This window comes from Sphaerospermopsis sp. FACHB-1194 (genome assembly GCF_014696235.1).
Taxonomy (GTDB): domain Bacteria; phylum Cyanobacteriota; class Cyanobacteriia; order Cyanobacteriales; family Nostocaceae; genus Sphaerospermopsis; species Sphaerospermopsis kisseleviana.
Genome location: NZ_JACJPU010000017.1, coordinates 75,105 through 91,017, shown reverse-complemented (window position 1 = coordinate 91,017; position 15,913 = coordinate 75,105). Strand labels below are relative to the sequence as shown.

The following is a 15,913-nucleotide window of genomic DNA, read 5'->3' as shown; positions in this document are numbered from 1 at the left end:
ATATCTTAATGCGTATTGAGGGGCGCATTTAGACACTTCATAATACCAAGGATGGGTAGATTTAATGGCTGCTACTAACCATTTGTGTAAATCTATGGCTGTGGGAAATTTGATTTTTTCTTCTGGTTGCAGTTTATTATGTAATAATACCTGTTGACAAAGTGCTAAACCTTGATTCCAAGCGTGTCTGGCTACTCCTGCGTTTTGCGCCAGTAGTAGTCGTTGTTGCTTGTTAACTTTGAGTTGGGTTTTGAATCCTAGTAGCATACAGTGATTTTACTGTAATTCTGTCACAAAGCAAAAGATGACAGGAAATTTTCAGTAAATGTGAGTATTTGTTAGTATTGGTTAAGAAAACAGTAACTAGCTACTAACCCTTGCCTAAAGGACGGTTAAGTTTTGGAGCGTGGCGTAAAAACTTAACCTCAAGGGTTTTCAGCCTTTGTTCTTATAAAAGAAGTCGGGGATCTTAATTTTTTTTGATTTTTATTAATTTTTAATGGTGATAACTACTTCTCTAATTCTCCCGTGATGGGGGAGAAATAGAGGAGAATGTTATTTTGTAGAAACAGGTGTATAAGGTGGCTAGGTATGCAGATAAATGTAACAATTTCACCAGAGAATGATCAGGCCTTAACTTCAACATTACCGTTGCGGATAGCCCAAGCTAATTCTAACATTTGAGTCCAGCGTTTTTGTAGCTGCTTGGGAGTGCATTGTACAGCCTTAGCGATCGCCTGATCACTTTCCTTCGCAGTTTTTAAGTTAAAAATTTGCTGTTGTTGTTCAGTCAATTGATTCCAGAACACTTCCCATTGTTGAGAAGACAAACCCAACTTATGTTCTAAACCAGCACCCAACCATTGATGTACTAATTGCCAATGATGCTGTTTAGCAAACTTCTCAACATGATATTTAAATCTTTGTTGCAAATAATCACGCTGACGACTGGTTAAACCTAAAATTTGGTCAATTTCTGGTGCAGACAAATCTTGAAGTTTCAAAGACAAATAATTCATACAGTCAGATTGACCTTGAGACTCCAGATATTTCATCAACTCAGTAATTACGCGATCGCGTTCTGACTCCTCAGAAGGATCAAAACTAGGTTTAGCAACCATCTGGGATCTAATCTGCTGCACTGCTAAATTACGTTGATAAGATTCCGCTTCTTCAGTTTTAGCAGAATCAACCGCCATTTCAATATCAACAGTCGTTTCCTGGGGTTGACGACGAGCAAAACCTTGAGCGCGTAACACGATCAACTGTTGATTCGCACCACCAGGTAAATTAATTCGACGTTTGGCATACTGCTCCGTAAACGCCATATACTCAGCTAATTGTAACTGAGTCCGGGGAGTATAATCTTCAGCTAATTCATTTTCCCGACGAAAAGCTTTAATCGCTTCGATATAAAAAGCTTGGAGAAAATCCTCAATCAGATTATAACGAGCTTCAAAACCCAATTCTGAGCCAGCAAGAGTAACGTGGCGATAAACAATAGCACCTAAACTACTATGTAACTCTACCCTCCCTTGTCGTGAACCCAACTGATAGTAACGCAGGCACTTTTGTAAACGATGTCTTGCTAAAGTAATCTGCCAAGACCTAACTTGCCCAGAAGTTTGAATGCGGGAACTTTTATCACATATCCGTTCTACTTCTTTAGTGATGCGTTTGGCTACAGCTTGGACACATCCAGATGAAGCCTTGACTTGAGACTGCATTTCCTGACAAAGAAGCTGTACTAAAGTCTCAGAATTAGTACCTGATAAATCTTCATTTGAAACATCACTATCAAAAGCAGGTGTAGAATTTGGCAGATTGACGAGGTTAGCTTTCATGACTTTTCCTGGAGTTGGTATTGCACCTTAACTAAAACGCAGACACAGTTCTTAAGTCCAGTCATCATCAGAGAATCTTGGTGACATACATCTATCAAGACTCCCCGCAAACACTGTTGACATATAAGACTGTAGGAAATTTCAGAAGTTAAGGGGCCTGTCAAGTGTGTCGCTTTTTTGATCAGCAACCAGATTAAAGGTGAGATATCGGTATGGAGAAGACGCTAAAAATGATTCAAACCCTAGCAATGCTAAGATTTGCCACCATCTCATTTTCCCTGATCCCAGCGTTTTTTGGTATGACAATTTCAAAATTGGAGTATATTTATCACAAATTACGAAACAGAGGGTTGAATCTGTAAAGCTGAATTATTATACCCAAACTGCTGCGGCTTCCCAACCTAAACCCCTCCGTGTAATTATTGGTTCTTCATCCGTCAAGTCTAAAATGGTAGACACTTGATTCGTAGGTTCTTCACCTGTATCAATAATGATGTCCACCAAGTTATCTAAACGGTCAAATAGCTCTACCCTTGACAGAATAGATTCAGAATCTACTCCTAATATTTCATCATCTGTGTCATTGTGTGGTAAATGTGCCGAAGTGGAAATAATCGGATTTCCTAACGCTTCCAGCAATGCCAAACATACCCTATGATCTGGCACGCGGATTCCTGTTGTTTTTCGCTTAGGACTTTGCACCAGTCGCGGTACTAACTTGGTAGCAGGTAGCAAAAAAGTGTAAGGACCTGGTATCAAACGCTTCATAATCCGATAGGCTGTATCACTTACGAAGGCATAAGTAGACACATTAGAAAGTGAAGGACATAAAAAAGTCAGTGGTTTATCATTGGCTAACTGCTTAATTTGTCTCACTCTTTCCACCGCCGACTTAGCATTCAAATCACAACCAATGGCATAGACTGTATCAGTAGGGTAGAGCATGATAGCGCCACTAGAAAGCGCCAACTTTATATCCTCTATACGGCGGTTTTGAGGGTTATCAGGATGAATTTCAAAAATCTTGGCCATGACTGGGGATTAGGGACTGGTGACTGGTGACTGGTGACTGGTGATTGGGTAGAATTAACTAATGACTAATGACTAATGACTAATGACTAATGATTAATGACTAATGACTAATTTATGCATAAAATTGCTTATTTTCAATGTCCCACTGGAATATCCGGTGATATGTGTCTGGGTGCTTTGGTAAGTCTGGGTGTTCCCGTAGAGTATCTGATAGAAAAACTCAATGGTTTAGGAATTGAGCAGGAATACCAGTTACGGTCAGAACTTGTCCACAGACAAACACAACAAGCAACGAAGGTTCATGTAGACCTAGTACATCACCATCACCATCACCATCATCATGAACACTCTCATCATCATGGCCGTCACCTGCCAGAAATAGAAGAGATGATTGTCAAAGCCAATCTACCATCACGGGCAACAGCTTGGAGTTTAGCCGTTTTCCGCCAGTTAGCAGTGGCAGAAGGGGCAGTTCATGGCATTGAACCGGAAAAAGTTCATTTCCATGAAGTTGGTGCTGTAGACGCGATTGTGGACATTGTGGGGACTTGCGTGGGTTTAGATTGGCTAGGTATCAATACAAATAAAGAAGGATTACCTTTAATATACTGTTCACCGTTTCCCACTGGTGGGGGAACTGTTCGTGCGGCACATGGACAAATGCCAGTACCAGTACCCGCAGTTTTGAAGTTGTGGGAAATGCGGAGTTGTCCAGTTTATAGCAACGGCATTGATAAAGAACTGGTGACACCCACAGGGGCAGCGATCGCCACTACTTTAGCTAGAAGTTTTGGTTCACCACCACCAATGATCCTCAAACAAGTAGGATTGGGTGCAGGTTCTCTTGATTTACCCATCCCTAATATACTACGGCTGTGGATTGGTGAAAGTTCAAATCTTCAAACCACTGTTACAGATGTTGCTAATACTCATCACCATTCAGAACATCATGCAGAGCATCATGCAGAGCATCATTCAGAATCACATTTAGAACCTATTTCAGTTTTAGAAACCCAAATTGATGATTTAAATCCCCAAGCGATCGGTTATATTTTTGATGCTTTATTTGCGGCTGGTGCGGTGGATGTCTTTACTCAAAGTATAGGGATGAAAAAATCACGTCCAGGACTTTTATTAACCGTGATTTGTCATCCAGAAAATTTAGCCATTTGTGAAGAAATTTTATTTCGTGAAACTACAACTTTAGGGATTCGTCGCACAACTCAACAACGCCGTATTTTACAACGAGAAATACAACAAGTAGAAACCCCCTATGGTAAAGTCGCTGTCAAAGTTGCCTGGAAAGGAGAAGCAACAGCAAAAGTCATTACCAATGTGCAGCCAGAATATGAAGATTGTGCAGACTTAGCACGAAAACATAATATTCCTTGGCGGGAAATTCAACGTTTGGCTTTACATAATTGGTATAGTCACAATTAACAACATCACACAAAATCAAAAATGTCAGAAGTCAGGAGTCAACAGTAAAACCCTATTGTAGTAAGACTTTGATGATCCATTGATGTCTTAACTACTCTGTGTAAGGCTATAGGTACAATATCTAATTATTCTTCTGTAACTCCTGACTCCTGTATTCTTCTTAATATCAATGCGCTTCTTGTAAAGTCCTGTTTATTGCTTCTCCTGTATCTTCTGCTCGACGTTGAATATTTCTACCGATGTCTTCAGTTCCACGTTGTACATTTTTAGTTAAGTCTTTGACTCCTCTTTCCACATTTTCCTGAAGATTTTCCATTCCTCTTTGAGTACCCTTGGTTACTCCTTCTCGCAATTCTTCCGCTGAACTTCCCACATCTTCACCTAAGTTTTTCACCCGTTCACCAAAAGGTGTTCCTTCTCGATAATTACGAATATATTGATCAGTGCTATCAATTCCCTTGCGTTCAATATTTCTCTGAGCATTTTCTATGAGTTGATCTGCTCTATATCTGGCTGCTTTTTCAGCTTCTCTTGCTCTGGGATCTACATCACTAAAGTTGTTCATTCCTCCTTGATATTTGGAAATAGGATAATCTTTTGTCGGATCATATCTTTTTGCATTTGGTGGTTGTGCCGCTGGTTGTGGTGGTTGTCCCGCTATATTAGGACGATTACAAGCTTGTGCTAAACATAGGAATGTTAACGCCAAAAATATGCTTAAAATTTTCAATGGTCGCAGATTTTGTAACCAATTAGTTAGCCTTTTCATCTTATCCTCCTTGTATTTTTTCGACTGCATAAAAGCATAAAAGCTGAATCACAAAAGTCTATTTACTTACTGCGGGATTTTTCTGTAATTCAGGTCTATTGCTTGCTTTATCTGCTTTTTATTTTAAAAATCCTGAAGCTTTTTCTACTGACTATTACTGATTACTGATTGCTGAATACTTACATAGTTTGAGTTTGATTTATTTAGGTTTGATTTATTTACATGGAAAACCTGATATTATTCTAAGGATTTTTAAATCAACTCTACCTCTAGCTTAGGTGACATTTTAGTGGTGATTAATTTTTGATTTTATCTAACTATAGGGAGATATTATTTAATATAATGATCTTGCTCCATTTAATGCTTAAATTCTACAAATAATGAAAAAAGTTGTGAAAAACGCTTTACGCTGGTTCATTTTCGGGGGAACGCTATTTTTTTTAGGGAAAGCTTTAAAGGATAATTGGCTAGAAGTGAGTTCTATCCGTATAGATGCGGCCGGATGGGCAATTTTAACAATTGCTACTGGTGTAACTTTACTGGCACATACTTGGGCTGGTTGGATCTGGACTTGGATATTAAAAGAGTTTAATCAATCTGTTTCAACTTTTGAATTTATTCAAGTTTATTTAAAAACGAATATTGCTAAGTATTTACCTGGCAATGTTTGGCATTATTACGGGCGTATCTTGGCAGCTAAAAATGCTAATATTTCTACTGTTACTGCAACTTTAAGCGTTTTATTAGAACCTTTACTCATGGCTACTGCGGCTTTAATAACTGTTGTTTTGTTTGGTAGTCAATTGGCAGTTAATAACACTAATATTTGGGTACAAATTTTGCAATTTCTCAGTTTAGTTGTGCTGCTGGGTGCTGTTCATCCTTTGGTTTTAAATCCCATAATTCGCTTTTTATATCGGTTAAAAAATCAAAAAAATCAAAATTCTACATCAGAAAACCAGTCTATTAATGGTTTAGGTCTGGAATGCTATCCTCTGCTTCCTTTGTTGGGTGAATTGATTTTTTTAGGATTACGGGGAACTGGGTTTGTTTTAACTATGTATGCTTTATTTTCTGTAAAATTAAGCCAAATTCCTTTATTATTCGGGGCTTTTAGTTTTGCTTGGGTTTTGGGTTTGGTTGTTCCCGGTGCGCCTGGTGGTTTGGGGGTGTTTGAAGCTACAGCGATCGCTCTTTTACAACATCGTTTTCCTGCTGCTTTGGTAATCAGTGCGATCGCTCTCTATCGTCTCATTAGCATTTTGGCTGAAACCGCTGGTGCTGCTTTAGCTTCCCTGGATGAACGTTTTTCTAGTTAGGTGACTGGTGATTGGTGATTGGTGATTGGGAAACAAAACAACAGAAAATAAGTACCCAAGCAAAATTAATTGTACATATTGATTGAAAACAAAAAGGTCTGTATTCCTTCGCTGTTCGCTGTTCGCTGTTCCCTGTTCCCTCTCCTAACTATCAAATTTATTTTGCACGACTACTTATAATAAAAGTATTACCCATTAGCCATTACCAATTACCCATTACCAATTACCAATTACCAAAAAAATGATCGCCGCTAAAGACAAAACCCCCCACCTCACCCCAGAAGAGTACCTGACCTGGGAACTCACCCAACTAGAAAAACACGAATATATCAACGGGCAGGTTTACGCCATGAGTGGTGGTAGTGTCAATCATGGTCGTATCGCCATCCGCTTCACCGCCATGTTTGACAGCCACCTAGAAAATACAGGCTGTATCACTGGAAATTCTGATATCAAAGTTAATATTTTCGGTACTAATAACTACACTTATCCAGATGCGAGCGTCACCTGCGACGATCGCGACAAAACTAATACTCAATACATCACCTACGCCTGCTTAATTGTTGAAGTTTTATCAAGCAGCACCGAAGCTTATGATCGTGGTGGTAAATTTAGAATGTATCAAAAAAATCCAGCCTTAATAGATTATCTCCTAGTCAGTTCTACTAGCATGGAAATTGACTTATATCATAAAAACGACGTAGGAGACTGGTTGATTATCAACTACAAACCAGGTGACACTATTGAACTCAAAAGTATTAACCTCAAATTCCCCATTGAACAAGTCTATCGCGGTTTAACCCTTGAAGCAGGGAATGGTAAGTAAAACAAAAGCATTTCATATCATGATTTGTCTTATTTGTCAATACCAGGAGCTAGAACCCTCAAATAACAGCATCGAATTTCTGGGAAAATTAGTTTTTCTGAACCTTGGTTAATTGGTTAAGTTTTGTATATTTGATTTTTTTATTTTTCGCAAAGTCTTATATAGCAATGATTTCTAGCTGCTGCTGCAAAATTAATCTTGAAAATACTTACTATTTAGGCAATTTACAAATTCTTCTAAATCATACCAGAAGGCTGAAAATATTGCAATACCGTGAATAAATAAAAATAATTCTCAATTAATTGTTAAGAAATAATAAAGCAGAAATTTTGAATCATATAAATTTTAAAATTGATAATGTTTTATAATCAGTTTTACCTATCTGTAATAATGAAAGGCAAGTAATTGATAGGAGGAATTAATAAAATTAAAAGAGCCAGTGTAACTGAAAATATCACACTGACTATAATTAGTTTTATTTATAAAAAGTGGGAGTGGGGGGACTTGAACCCCCACGACCGTTTAAGGTCAACGGATTTTCATTCTCTCGCAGCTTTCGCTACTTCCTTACAGGTTTTGAGAATTGGACTCTCCCTTTACCCTCGTCTTAACGTTAGGGTAGCTCCCGTCGAGTCTCTGCACCTTCCCGGAATTTTAACTTTGAAATTTGAGTTTTGGATTTAACCCCAAAATCAATTCTCAACTCTAAAGGTTCTGGGCTTGGCTCAGGATTGCCATATCTGTTCACGTAGATTACAGATTTAGGTTTCCCTGAATTTGAGAGCTTCCACTTGAAAGATTTCTCTATCAAGGCTCAGTTTTCTAAGTCCGTAGCGTCTACCATTCCGCCACACTCCCAAAGGGTTTTTTGTTTAGGGTTTTTTGTTTTTGTATCTCAAAACACCCTTAGTAATCCTACCATTAACTGCGTTTTTTGTGCAAGTAGTTTGAAAAAAATTTTTTAACTTTTTTTTAAGTTGGATTTTTCACAAGCTACGGTGTTTGATGCACTCGCATTTAACAGGCGATTTTTATTATAACACAATTTTACCTGGTTTTTATAATTTTGCCAAGTATTTGGCAATTTTTTTTTCATTGTCAGCTACAACTCTTGAAAATAGGCAGGTTCAGGGGAGATAGGGAGATAGGGCAGGTAGGGGAAGAAAGGGAAGTTAATAACCCAGTCACCAGTCCCCAATCACCAGTCCCCAATCACCAATACTTCCCTTAGTTGACAGGTTGGGCATATCATGGGTAGTAGATGCACCAAATGGTATTCTCAAATCTAAACAAAGAATTATGGTTGTAGCACTACTGTATTTAGCTTTAGCGGGAGCTTATCTTCTGGTAGTACCAATGATTGTGATGTTTTATCTCAAGCTGCGTTGGTATTCTGCCAGTTCTGTAGAACGTGGATTCATGTACTTTTTGGTGTTTTTCTTCTTTCCGGGTCTGTTGCTGCTCTCCCCAATTGCCAATGTTCGACCCCGGCGCAGACAAATTGTTTAATTTGTTCACTTAGTATATTGGTAGGTCATAACTCTCATGCGACGTATTGATGCAATCGGTATTACTTTGGGCGTTTTTTTGGCTGGTGGACTGGCTTATGTAGGATTACAGTTAGTCGGTTTCGATGTCCAAGACGCTGGAATTTGGAGTCAAGCTTTACTGGTTGTGGGTTTGATAGGTTGGTTAGCCACATATCTTTTCCGTGCAGGGAGTAAAAAAATGACCTACCATCAACAACGGGAAGAGTATGAAAAAGCGTTCTTAGAAAAGCGACTAGATGAACTCTCTCCCGAAGAATTGGCGAAATTACAAGCTGAAATTGAATCAGGTGATTAGTGACTGGGGATTGGGGACTGGGGACTGGTGACTGGGGACTGGTGACTGGGGACTGGGGACTGGGTAAGATGAATAACCCAATTACCAATTACCAATTACCAATTACCAATTACCAATTACCAATTACCAATTACCAATTACCTGATAACTGACCACTGACCACTGACCACTAACAAATGACTGCAATTTCTCGTTGTTTTGAAACTTTAAGACGGAATCACGAGTGCGCTCTGATTCCGTTTATTACTGCTGGTGATCCTGATTTAGAAACTACTGCTCAGGCTTTAAAAGTTTTAGATCGTTCTGGTGCGGATATTATTGAACTGGGTGTTCCCTATTCTGATCCACTGGCAGATGGTCCGGTGATTCAAGCTGCTGCTACCCGCGCTTTACAAAAGGGTACTACTTTGGATCAGGTACTGGAAATGTTGCAAGCTACTACTCCCAGTTTACAAGCGCCAATTATTTTATTCACTTATTACAATCCAATTTTACACCGAGGAATTGATAAGTTTCTGGGGCAAATTAAGGCTGCTGGTGTGGCAGGTTTGGTAGTTCCTGATTTGCCTTTAGAAGAGGCAGCAGGGCTACTGAAACCAGCGAGTGAGATGGATCTTGATTTAACACTGTTGGTAGCTCCTACCAGTTCTGCTGAGAGAATTGAAGCGATCGCCAAAGCATCCCAAGGTTTTATCTATTTGGTAAGTGTTACCGGGGTAACGGGAATGCGATCACAAATGGAAAGTCGTGTTTCTGACTTACTCACACAAATTCGCAGTTTTACAGATAAACCCATTGGTGTTGGTTTTGGAATTTCCGATCCTGAACAAGCGCGGCAAGTGCGAGAATGGGGAGCGGATGCAGCCATTGTTGGTAGTGCGGTGGTGAAGCGTTTAGCAGAAGGAACACCAGAACAAGGACTCTCGGCGATCGCTCAATTTTGCCAAACTCTCAAGCAAACAATCACAACTCCCTCTTGATGATTTGGGAAAAGTAGATTAAAAAAGATAACAGCGTAGTTTTTTTATCATTCCCTGGTGGACAATTTGACTGATATAGTCTTGAATATTAACAATACATACCAGGCTGAAAAAAAACTACCTGATATATTTGCTTATAGGTTGAGTCCTATGTGAATTAAAACTAGGCAATAAATTTATGAGTGTGAGAGAGAGTATAATATTGTGTCAGTCACAATTAAATTATGGTTTGGTATTAGTTGAGGGGTAAATTTTATGAGTGAAAGTATGGCATTTATCGGCGGAGTGGCTGTAGCTGGTTTAGCGGCTCTCCTGTTGCTCAAAGGAACGAATACCCCTATACAACAACCTAACTTTGCTGTGGCTCCACAAATGCCATCTGCGGTTGTAGCGCCCCAATTGATGCAGCCTTCAATGCAATATCCCCCTAACTATGGGCAACCAGTATATCCTAACCCCCAACCCATTGCACCCAATTCCGACCAACGTCTGGAAATGGAAAAGCTGAATATGCAGATGGAGAAGTTGAAAACCGACAATGAACAACTAAGATTACAAAATCAGCAACTTCAAGGTCAGGTTCAAAATTTCACTCAACATCAGTGGCAGTTAGCTCAACAGCAAAATCAGCAAAAAGTCGCTGCTGCACTACCAGCTGAACAAAATCCCTGGTGGTCTTCACCTATAATTTGGGCTGTAGGTGGGGCAACTCTGACTATTGGTGGTGGTGTGGTTGTCGCTGGAGTTCTATCCCTGTTCTCTCCTAAGCAACGTCCTACCCGTACCGTCCAAGTAATTCACCCCTATCACGGACCCACACCTCCTTTAGCTACAATTAGACGGGCTGAATTTTTACCATCTTCCCGCCCAGAAACCAGAAGAGTGGAAACGGCAGAATACGACGAATTACGTTAATGGGTAATTGGTAATGGGTAATTGGTAATTGGTAATGGGAAAAAGAACATTTCCATTACCATCTGGTTAATTAGCACTATCTTCCTTTTCCTTAGTGGTGGATGTTTTGGAAGTATTTGCTTGATTTTGATTGGGTTTTTGGTCTTGGTTAGGAAGAACCTGTTTAGCAGCGTTTTCTGCGGCTTGTTTAAACAATGGTTCTAGTTTATTTTGCCAATATTTAATATTTGGTAATTTTTCGGGCTGGTCTCGATAAGCTAAAACTTTATCCCATTGACCATTATCAATAGCTTTATTAATCTCATTAGCTAGTGCTTCAGCCTTAGCCCAGTCTTGCTGCCATTGATTAATTATTTCCACAGTTTCTTTAATACCAGAAGCTGCATTTTGAGGAATGGTTTTGAGTTGAGCGATCGCCCCCGGTAAATCTCCTGATTCAAATTTCTGTCTAGCCGTTTCGACAATTTTTTTCTGCTCCTCACTAGTTGGAGATTTTTCAGATTTTACTGGGTTGGGAGTAGCAACAACAATTGGTTTTGGTTGTGGTTTGGGAACAGGTCGAGATGCAATTAAAGGCAGATCATCTACTGTTTGAATAGAAATTCCTTGATCCCGCAAACAAGCAATCCATTCATTATTATTAATAATAACATCAGAGTGCGCCCAAGCCAAACGACCAGATTTAAGTTTTAATTCTATCCAACCGCGTTTTGTTCTTTTACCAGTGACATCGAACTCACTAGCATCACCAAGAGTCTTTAAAATATTATCAGAATTAATCGCACTAGGTTCAGAACGGACATTAGAATTAGGCTTGACTATAGCCAAGCAATTTGTAGCTGAAGTGCTACTTTTCCCTGTCCAATTAGCAGCGATATTTTTCACATTTGGATATAAATTTGTTACCAAAGCTGCTGCACCACCAGCTAATAATAAACCAATGATCAAGGGTAATGGATCAGGTTTGTTATCCTGTTGTTGAATAACAGGTTGAGGAACAACAGGACTAGAATTACCAGGTGCAACTGCGACGGTTTGCTGTGAAAAGATTTGAGATAGTTTGCTGGTAGAAGCGAGTTTGGGGGGATGGTAGCTAACTTGTTTGGGAGCTTCGGAATAAACAGAAGATGTAGAAGTCATATTCACAAACTCTCTACAAGCTTGTAGTGCTTCTGTTGCAGTTTGGTAGCGATCCTTGAAGTGATAACGCACCATTTTACTGAGAATTTCCGCCAATTGATAATTGACAGGTCTAAAATGCTGCCAAATAATTTCACCGGTATCAGGATCTTCTGGAAATTGGTTAGCGGGTACTCCAGTTAAAGCTTGAATAGCAATAATTCCCAAAGAATAAATATCACTATTAGGACGGGGTTTACCTTGTCCTTGTTCTGTGGGCATATAGCCAGGAGTGCCTATAGCAACTGTAGCGGTGAGTTGTGCGCCAATAGAGACTAAAGGCGACCTTAATTGTTTAACTGCCCCAAAATCTACTAAAACTAATTTATAATCAGCAGCACGACGGATGATATTATCTGGTTTGATGTCACGATGAATTACACCTTGTTGATGGACAAATTCTAAAATTTCCAGCACTTCCAACAACAACTGCATCACCTGGTTTTGACTCCAAGGTTGGCCGGGTATCAGTTCTTCTGTGAGAGTATGTCCGTCAATATATTCTTGAACTAAGAAAAATTCTTGATTTTCGTCAAAATAAGCGAGTAGTCTGGGTATTTGGTCATGATTACCCAATTTTTCTAAAGTTTCTGCTTCGCTGTTAAATAGACGTTTAGCAGTTTCAAAGATTTTTTGGTCTGTGCTGGCAGGTTTAAGGTGTTTGACAACGCAGATGGGATTACCAGGCCGCCTAGTATCTTCAGCAATATAGGTTTGACCAAATCCTCCTGTTGCCAAAATGCGTATGACTTGGTATCTATGGTCTAGTAGTTTGCCAATCATCATTCCCTCCCCAGTTTTAACACCTAATTTTGCAAACGGTAATAAATATCTCCAAATTTTCTGTCCTGAGATCCGCTATCTTGAGAAAAGATTTAGACTAAAATTGCAGTTTTTTAATAAAAACAACAAATTGTTACTGTTTGTTTAGTATTTTTCTTAACTAACAATGCCACCTAAGATAACAAACTCTACCACATGGCAGCAAGCTGAAATCCTCATGCAACCGGCTTTTATTCGCGTTGTTGATAATATTCGTAAGCATCTGGATACATCCTCTTGGAAAGGAACTTACCATGATGTACTGATTTGGCCACCTGGTACAACTGATGAAACCAAGGCTATGGTGACACAGTTGTTGCAAGATATGGAAACTGCCACACCGGAAGAGGTGGAAGATATTAAGGCCAATCTTGCTTTGTTGCCTATGCCCCATCCAGGATACCATTTGCGCTTGCAACGTCAAGAACAGCAAGTGAATGTGGATTTGTGGGATCTGTGTTATCAAGTGTGTTTTGTCAATTACAGTCCAGAAAATACAGATGTTGATATTGATACTAATTTATTAGATGAGTTTGGGGAAGTGGATTGGCAACATTTGGAAAATAAGACTAAGCAGTTAGTTCAACAGGTATTTGACAGTTTACCAGAGGGTTAATTTCTGGGGGTGTAGGGTGTGGGGTGTTGTGTGGGATTATACATAAGGTATCAGGCAGGGGGCAGGAGGCAGAAGGCAGAAGGCAGAAGGCAGAAGGTGTTAATTTTTTGAAGATGTGGATAATAAAACTTGATAAGGTTGGTTATTTTGTTACCAGACTTTAATCAATTTGGTTGGTAATATCTACTTTTAAGGTTTTCTGATCTAAAAATTTACTATAGGTGAGATTTTCAAATTTAAGTGATAGATTAAATTTTAAAGATACCCATCTTAAATAACCTATCAATTTACCATTTTCCAAGAGATTTATAATAATTGGTTGATCAAGTTTAGAAAAATTATTAATTTTTTCTTCACTGCCAAATTCACGCATTAATTTATCAAGTGCAGGAGATGTAATTAACATAATTTCTAAATCATGATAATCAGTAAATAATAGGTTTTGACTTCATGAAAAAGTAATTGAACTGGTTGTTATCGCTGATGATGTTACAGTAAATTAAGATTATAGGTTTTCTTGCTTTTATCTTTATATTACCCGATTCTTACCACAAAACCCCTGAACATAGTGAAAACCAGATTTGTAACCAGAGATATCTCCATTGTGTAAAGATTTCCAGTAAAGTGCCTAATAGACTTAACACAGATTAATATAGTAGTAAAATCACTACATCTATACTATAAAAAATCAAGGCATCTAAAATATATATTTGTGTAAAATGATACAGTATAAATCATTATTACCAGGTTGTTATCAAATCAGCCCTTTCCGGGTTAGGATGATAACTTAATGATGACTTGATTAAATATCAATATTGAGTTCTGAAGATTTTATGGACAAAAGTCCACCAGATGGCAGTAGTATCCTCCCCTAAGCTGGCGAGAAAGTCTCCCAGCGAGGGGGAGACATTAGGAGGAATTTATTATGCTGACACAAGATGTTCGCAATTCATTGGATGTTGCTGACTTAAATCAATTAAAATGTGATTTAAATAATCTACAACCTGTGGATGTGGGGGAATATATTTCAGAATTACCTGAAAAACAAAGGGCGATCGCTTTTCGTTTACTGAACAAAAATCAAGCTATTGATGTATTTGAATATTTACCCACAGAAGTACAAGAAGAACTGATCAACTCTTTACATGATGCCCAAGTAGTACATCTTGTAGAAGAAATGAGTCCTGATGAAAGGGCATATTTATTTGATGAATTACCCGCAGGAGTTGTTAAACGTTTATTACAACAACTTAGCCCAGAACAAAGACAAGCAACAGCAACAATTCTCGGTTATCCTGAAGGTACTGCGGGCAGGGTAATGACAACAGAATATGTACGGTTGCGAGAAGGTTTAACTGTAGGTGAAGCGTTAAGCAAAATTCGTTTACAAGACGAAGATAAAGAAACAATTTATTATGCTTACGTCACCGACGATAACCGTAAATTAGTTAGTGTTGTTTCTTTGCGTCAGTTATTATTTACATTTCCCGAAGTCTTAATTAAAGATATTGCTAGTTCTCATGTTGTGAAAGTGAAAACTGAAACCATACAGGAAGAAGTTGCCAGAATTATGCAACGTTATGATTTAATTGCCATGCCTGTGGTGGATAGGGAAGAGAGATTAGTCGGGATTATTACCATTGATGATGTCATTGATATTTTAGAAGAAGAAGCTACAGAAGATATCCAAAAATTAGCTGCTGTGAGTGGCGATGAAGAAGCTTTGTCTCCTCCTCATGTTACCATTCGTAAACGGTTGCCTTGGTTATTAGGTATCATGGCATTGTACATCGGTGCGGCTAGCGCGATCGCTCCCTTTCAACAAGTTATTGCGGCTGTACCGGTTCTAGCTGTAATTATGCCCATATTTTCTAACACCGGGGGAACTGTCGGTATTCAAGCCTTAACCGTGACTATTCGCGGTTTAGGTGTAGGAGAAGTAACAGCAGAAGATACTGGTAAAATTCTCCGCAAAGAACTTTTAGCAGGTTTAGGAACAGCTATTGCATTAGGTGTAACAATGATCGCCCTATCTCTTATTTGGGCAAAACCGAATGAAAGATGGGTAGCTTTAGTTGCCGGCACAGTCATGGCAACGAATACAATGGTGGCGGTGAGCTTGGGAACCTTGCTACCAATGGGATTACAAAGGCTAAAATTAGATCCAGCTTTAATGAGTGGTCCATTAGTAACCACCATGCTGGATACTATCGGTTTTGTCACCTTCCTGAGCATAGTTTCTATTGCTTTGAAAGTCTTTCATTTACCAACTTAAAGGTTTGGTGATTGGTAATTGGTAATGGGTAATTGGTAATTGTTCATGACT

Annotated in this window: 14 protein-coding genes and 1 pseudogene; 9 read left to right on the top strand and 6 right to left on the bottom strand. The window is 38.9% G+C overall.

Features of this window, described 5'->3' with window-relative positions; translation table 11 throughout:
• From H6F45_RS12320 to H6F45_RS12310, 3 genes are all read right to left on the bottom strand, one after another.
• A partial coding sequence (locus tag H6F45_RS12320; RefSeq protein WP_190347312.1) for a helix-turn-helix domain-containing protein occupies window positions 1-267 on the bottom strand: 267 nt, incomplete at its 3' end.
• A gap of 359 nt (window positions 268-626) precedes the next feature.
• Window positions 627-1,844 (bottom strand): HetZ-related protein, encoded by a 1,218-nt coding sequence (locus H6F45_RS12315; RefSeq protein ID WP_190347311.1) that lies wholly within the window; start codon window positions 1,842-1,844, stop codon window positions 627-629.
• Window positions 1,845-2,216: 372 nt separating this feature from the next.
• A complete protein-coding gene (locus H6F45_RS12310) occupies window positions 2,217-2,876 on the bottom strand; it encodes an L-threonylcarbamoyladenylate synthase (protein ID WP_096570043.1) in 660 nt (219 codons plus the stop codon).
• 114 nt (window positions 2,877-2,990) lie between these two features.
• Between H6F45_RS12310 and larC the strand changes: the two genes are divergently transcribed.
• Window positions 2,991-4,316 carry a nickel pincer cofactor biosynthesis protein LarC gene (larC, locus tag H6F45_RS12305; RefSeq protein ID WP_190347310.1) on the top strand — a complete coding sequence of 442 codons (1,326 nt, stop codon included), beginning with the start codon at window positions 2,991-2,993 and terminating at the stop codon, window positions 4,314-4,316.
• Window positions 4,317-4,482: 166 nt separating this feature from the next.
• Here the strand turns inward: larC and H6F45_RS12300 are convergent, their stop codons facing one another.
• Window positions 4,483-5,085, bottom strand: a complete 603-nt coding sequence (locus H6F45_RS12300) for a hypothetical protein (RefSeq protein ID WP_137667991.1) — start codon at window positions 5,083-5,085, stop codon at window positions 4,483-4,485.
• A 380-nt stretch (window positions 5,086-5,465) separates the two neighbouring features.
• On the opposite strand from H6F45_RS12300, the gene H6F45_RS12295 reads away from it, so the two are divergent.
• The 6 genes from H6F45_RS12295 (at window position 5,466) to H6F45_RS12270 (ending at window position 10,970) form a co-directional block, all read left to right on the top strand.
• Window positions 5,466-6,404, top strand: coding sequence for a lysylphosphatidylglycerol synthase domain-containing protein (locus H6F45_RS12295; protein WP_190347309.1), 939 nt, complete (start codon window positions 5,466-5,468; stop codon window positions 6,402-6,404).
• 241 nt (window positions 6,405-6,645) lie between these two features.
• Window positions 6,646-7,230 carry a Uma2 family endonuclease gene (locus H6F45_RS12290; protein ID WP_096572751.1) on the top strand — a complete coding sequence of 195 codons (585 nt, stop codon included), beginning with the start codon at window positions 6,646-6,648 and terminating at the stop codon, window positions 7,228-7,230.
• A gap of 1,299 nt (window positions 7,231-8,529) precedes the next feature.
• A complete protein-coding gene (gene ndhL, locus H6F45_RS12285; protein WP_096572750.1) occupies window positions 8,530-8,739 on the top strand; it encodes an NAD(P)H-quinone oxidoreductase subunit L in 210 nt (69 codons plus the stop codon).
• Window positions 8,740-8,775: 36 nt separating this feature from the next.
• Window positions 8,776-9,075, top strand: a complete 300-nt coding sequence (locus H6F45_RS12280; RefSeq protein ID WP_096570035.1) for a DUF3007 family protein — start codon at window positions 8,776-8,778, stop codon at window positions 9,073-9,075.
• A 176-nt stretch (window positions 9,076-9,251) separates the two neighbouring features.
• Window positions 9,252-10,055, top strand: a complete 804-nt coding sequence (gene trpA / locus H6F45_RS12275) for a tryptophan synthase subunit alpha (RefSeq protein ID WP_137667988.1) — start codon at window positions 9,252-9,254, stop codon at window positions 10,053-10,055.
• Between the two features lie 255 nt (window positions 10,056-10,310).
• Window positions 10,311-10,970 carry a heterocyst differentiation related protein gene (locus tag H6F45_RS12270; protein ID WP_096570032.1) on the top strand — a complete coding sequence of 220 codons (660 nt, stop codon included), beginning with the start codon at window positions 10,311-10,313 and terminating at the stop codon, window positions 10,968-10,970.
• A gap of 66 nt (window positions 10,971-11,036) precedes the next feature.
• Here H6F45_RS12270 and H6F45_RS12265 read toward each other — a convergent pair whose 3' ends face one another.
• On the bottom strand, window positions 11,037-12,932 hold the full coding sequence (locus H6F45_RS12265; RefSeq protein ID WP_190347315.1) for a serine/threonine protein kinase: 1,896 nt from the start codon (window positions 12,930-12,932) through the stop codon (window positions 11,037-11,039).
• Window positions 12,933-13,098: 166 nt separating this feature from the next.
• Between H6F45_RS12265 and H6F45_RS12260 the strand changes: the two genes are divergently transcribed.
• The gene (locus H6F45_RS12260; protein WP_096570028.1) at window positions 13,099-13,587 is read left to right on the top strand and encodes a hypothetical protein; all 489 of its coding nucleotides are present in this window, start codon (window positions 13,099-13,101) and stop codon (window positions 13,585-13,587) included.
• Between the two features lie 160 nt (window positions 13,588-13,747).
• On the opposite strand, the pseudogene H6F45_RS12255 reads toward H6F45_RS12260, so the two are convergent.
• Window positions 13,748-14,020, bottom strand: a pseudogene (locus H6F45_RS12255) (hypothetical protein); the annotation flags it as partial.
• A 492-nt stretch (window positions 14,021-14,512) separates the two neighbouring features.
• On the opposite strand from H6F45_RS12255, the gene mgtE reads away from it, so the two are divergent.
• Window positions 14,513-15,862 (top strand): magnesium transporter, encoded by a 1,350-nt coding sequence (gene mgtE, locus H6F45_RS12250; RefSeq protein WP_190347307.1) that lies wholly within the window; start codon window positions 14,513-14,515, stop codon window positions 15,860-15,862.
• Window positions 15,863-15,913: the final 51 nt, after the last annotated feature.

Excerpts from the sequence above, each read along its gene's own strand:
- H6F45_RS12315 (WP_190347311.1), bottom strand. The coding sequence starts at position 1,844 with ATGAAAGCTAACCTCGTCAATCTGCCAAATTCTACACCTGCTTTTGAT.
- H6F45_RS12310 (WP_096570043.1), bottom strand. The coding sequence starts at position 2,876 with ATGGCCAAGATTTTTGAAATTCATCCTGATAACCCTCAAAACCGCCGT.
- larC (WP_190347310.1), top strand. The coding sequence starts at position 2,991 with ATGCATAAAATTGCTTATTTTCAATGTCCCACTGGAATATCCGGTGAT.
- H6F45_RS12300 (WP_137667991.1), bottom strand. The coding sequence starts at position 5,085 with ATGAAAAGGCTAACTAATTGGTTACAAAATCTGCGACCATTGAAAATT.
- H6F45_RS12295 (WP_190347309.1), top strand. The coding sequence starts at position 5,466 with ATGAAAAAAGTTGTGAAAAACGCTTTACGCTGGTTCATTTTCGGGGGA.
- H6F45_RS12290 (WP_096572751.1), top strand. The coding sequence starts at position 6,646 with ATGATCGCCGCTAAAGACAAAACCCCCCACCTCACCCCAGAAGAGTAC.
- ndhL (WP_096572750.1), top strand. The coding sequence starts at position 8,530 with ATGGTTGTAGCACTACTGTATTTAGCTTTAGCGGGAGCTTATCTTCTG.
- H6F45_RS12280 (WP_096570035.1), top strand. The coding sequence starts at position 8,776 with ATGCGACGTATTGATGCAATCGGTATTACTTTGGGCGTTTTTTTGGCT.
- trpA (WP_137667988.1), top strand. The coding sequence starts at position 9,252 with ATGACTGCAATTTCTCGTTGTTTTGAAACTTTAAGACGGAATCACGAG.
- H6F45_RS12270 (WP_096570032.1), top strand. The coding sequence starts at position 10,311 with ATGAGTGAAAGTATGGCATTTATCGGCGGAGTGGCTGTAGCTGGTTTA.
- H6F45_RS12265 (WP_190347315.1), bottom strand. The coding sequence starts at position 12,932 with ATGATTGGCAAACTACTAGACCATAGATACCAAGTCATACGCATTTTG.
- H6F45_RS12260 (WP_096570028.1), top strand. The coding sequence starts at position 13,099 with ATGCCACCTAAGATAACAAACTCTACCACATGGCAGCAAGCTGAAATC.
- mgtE (WP_190347307.1), top strand. The coding sequence starts at position 14,513 with ATGCTGACACAAGATGTTCGCAATTCATTGGATGTTGCTGACTTAAAT.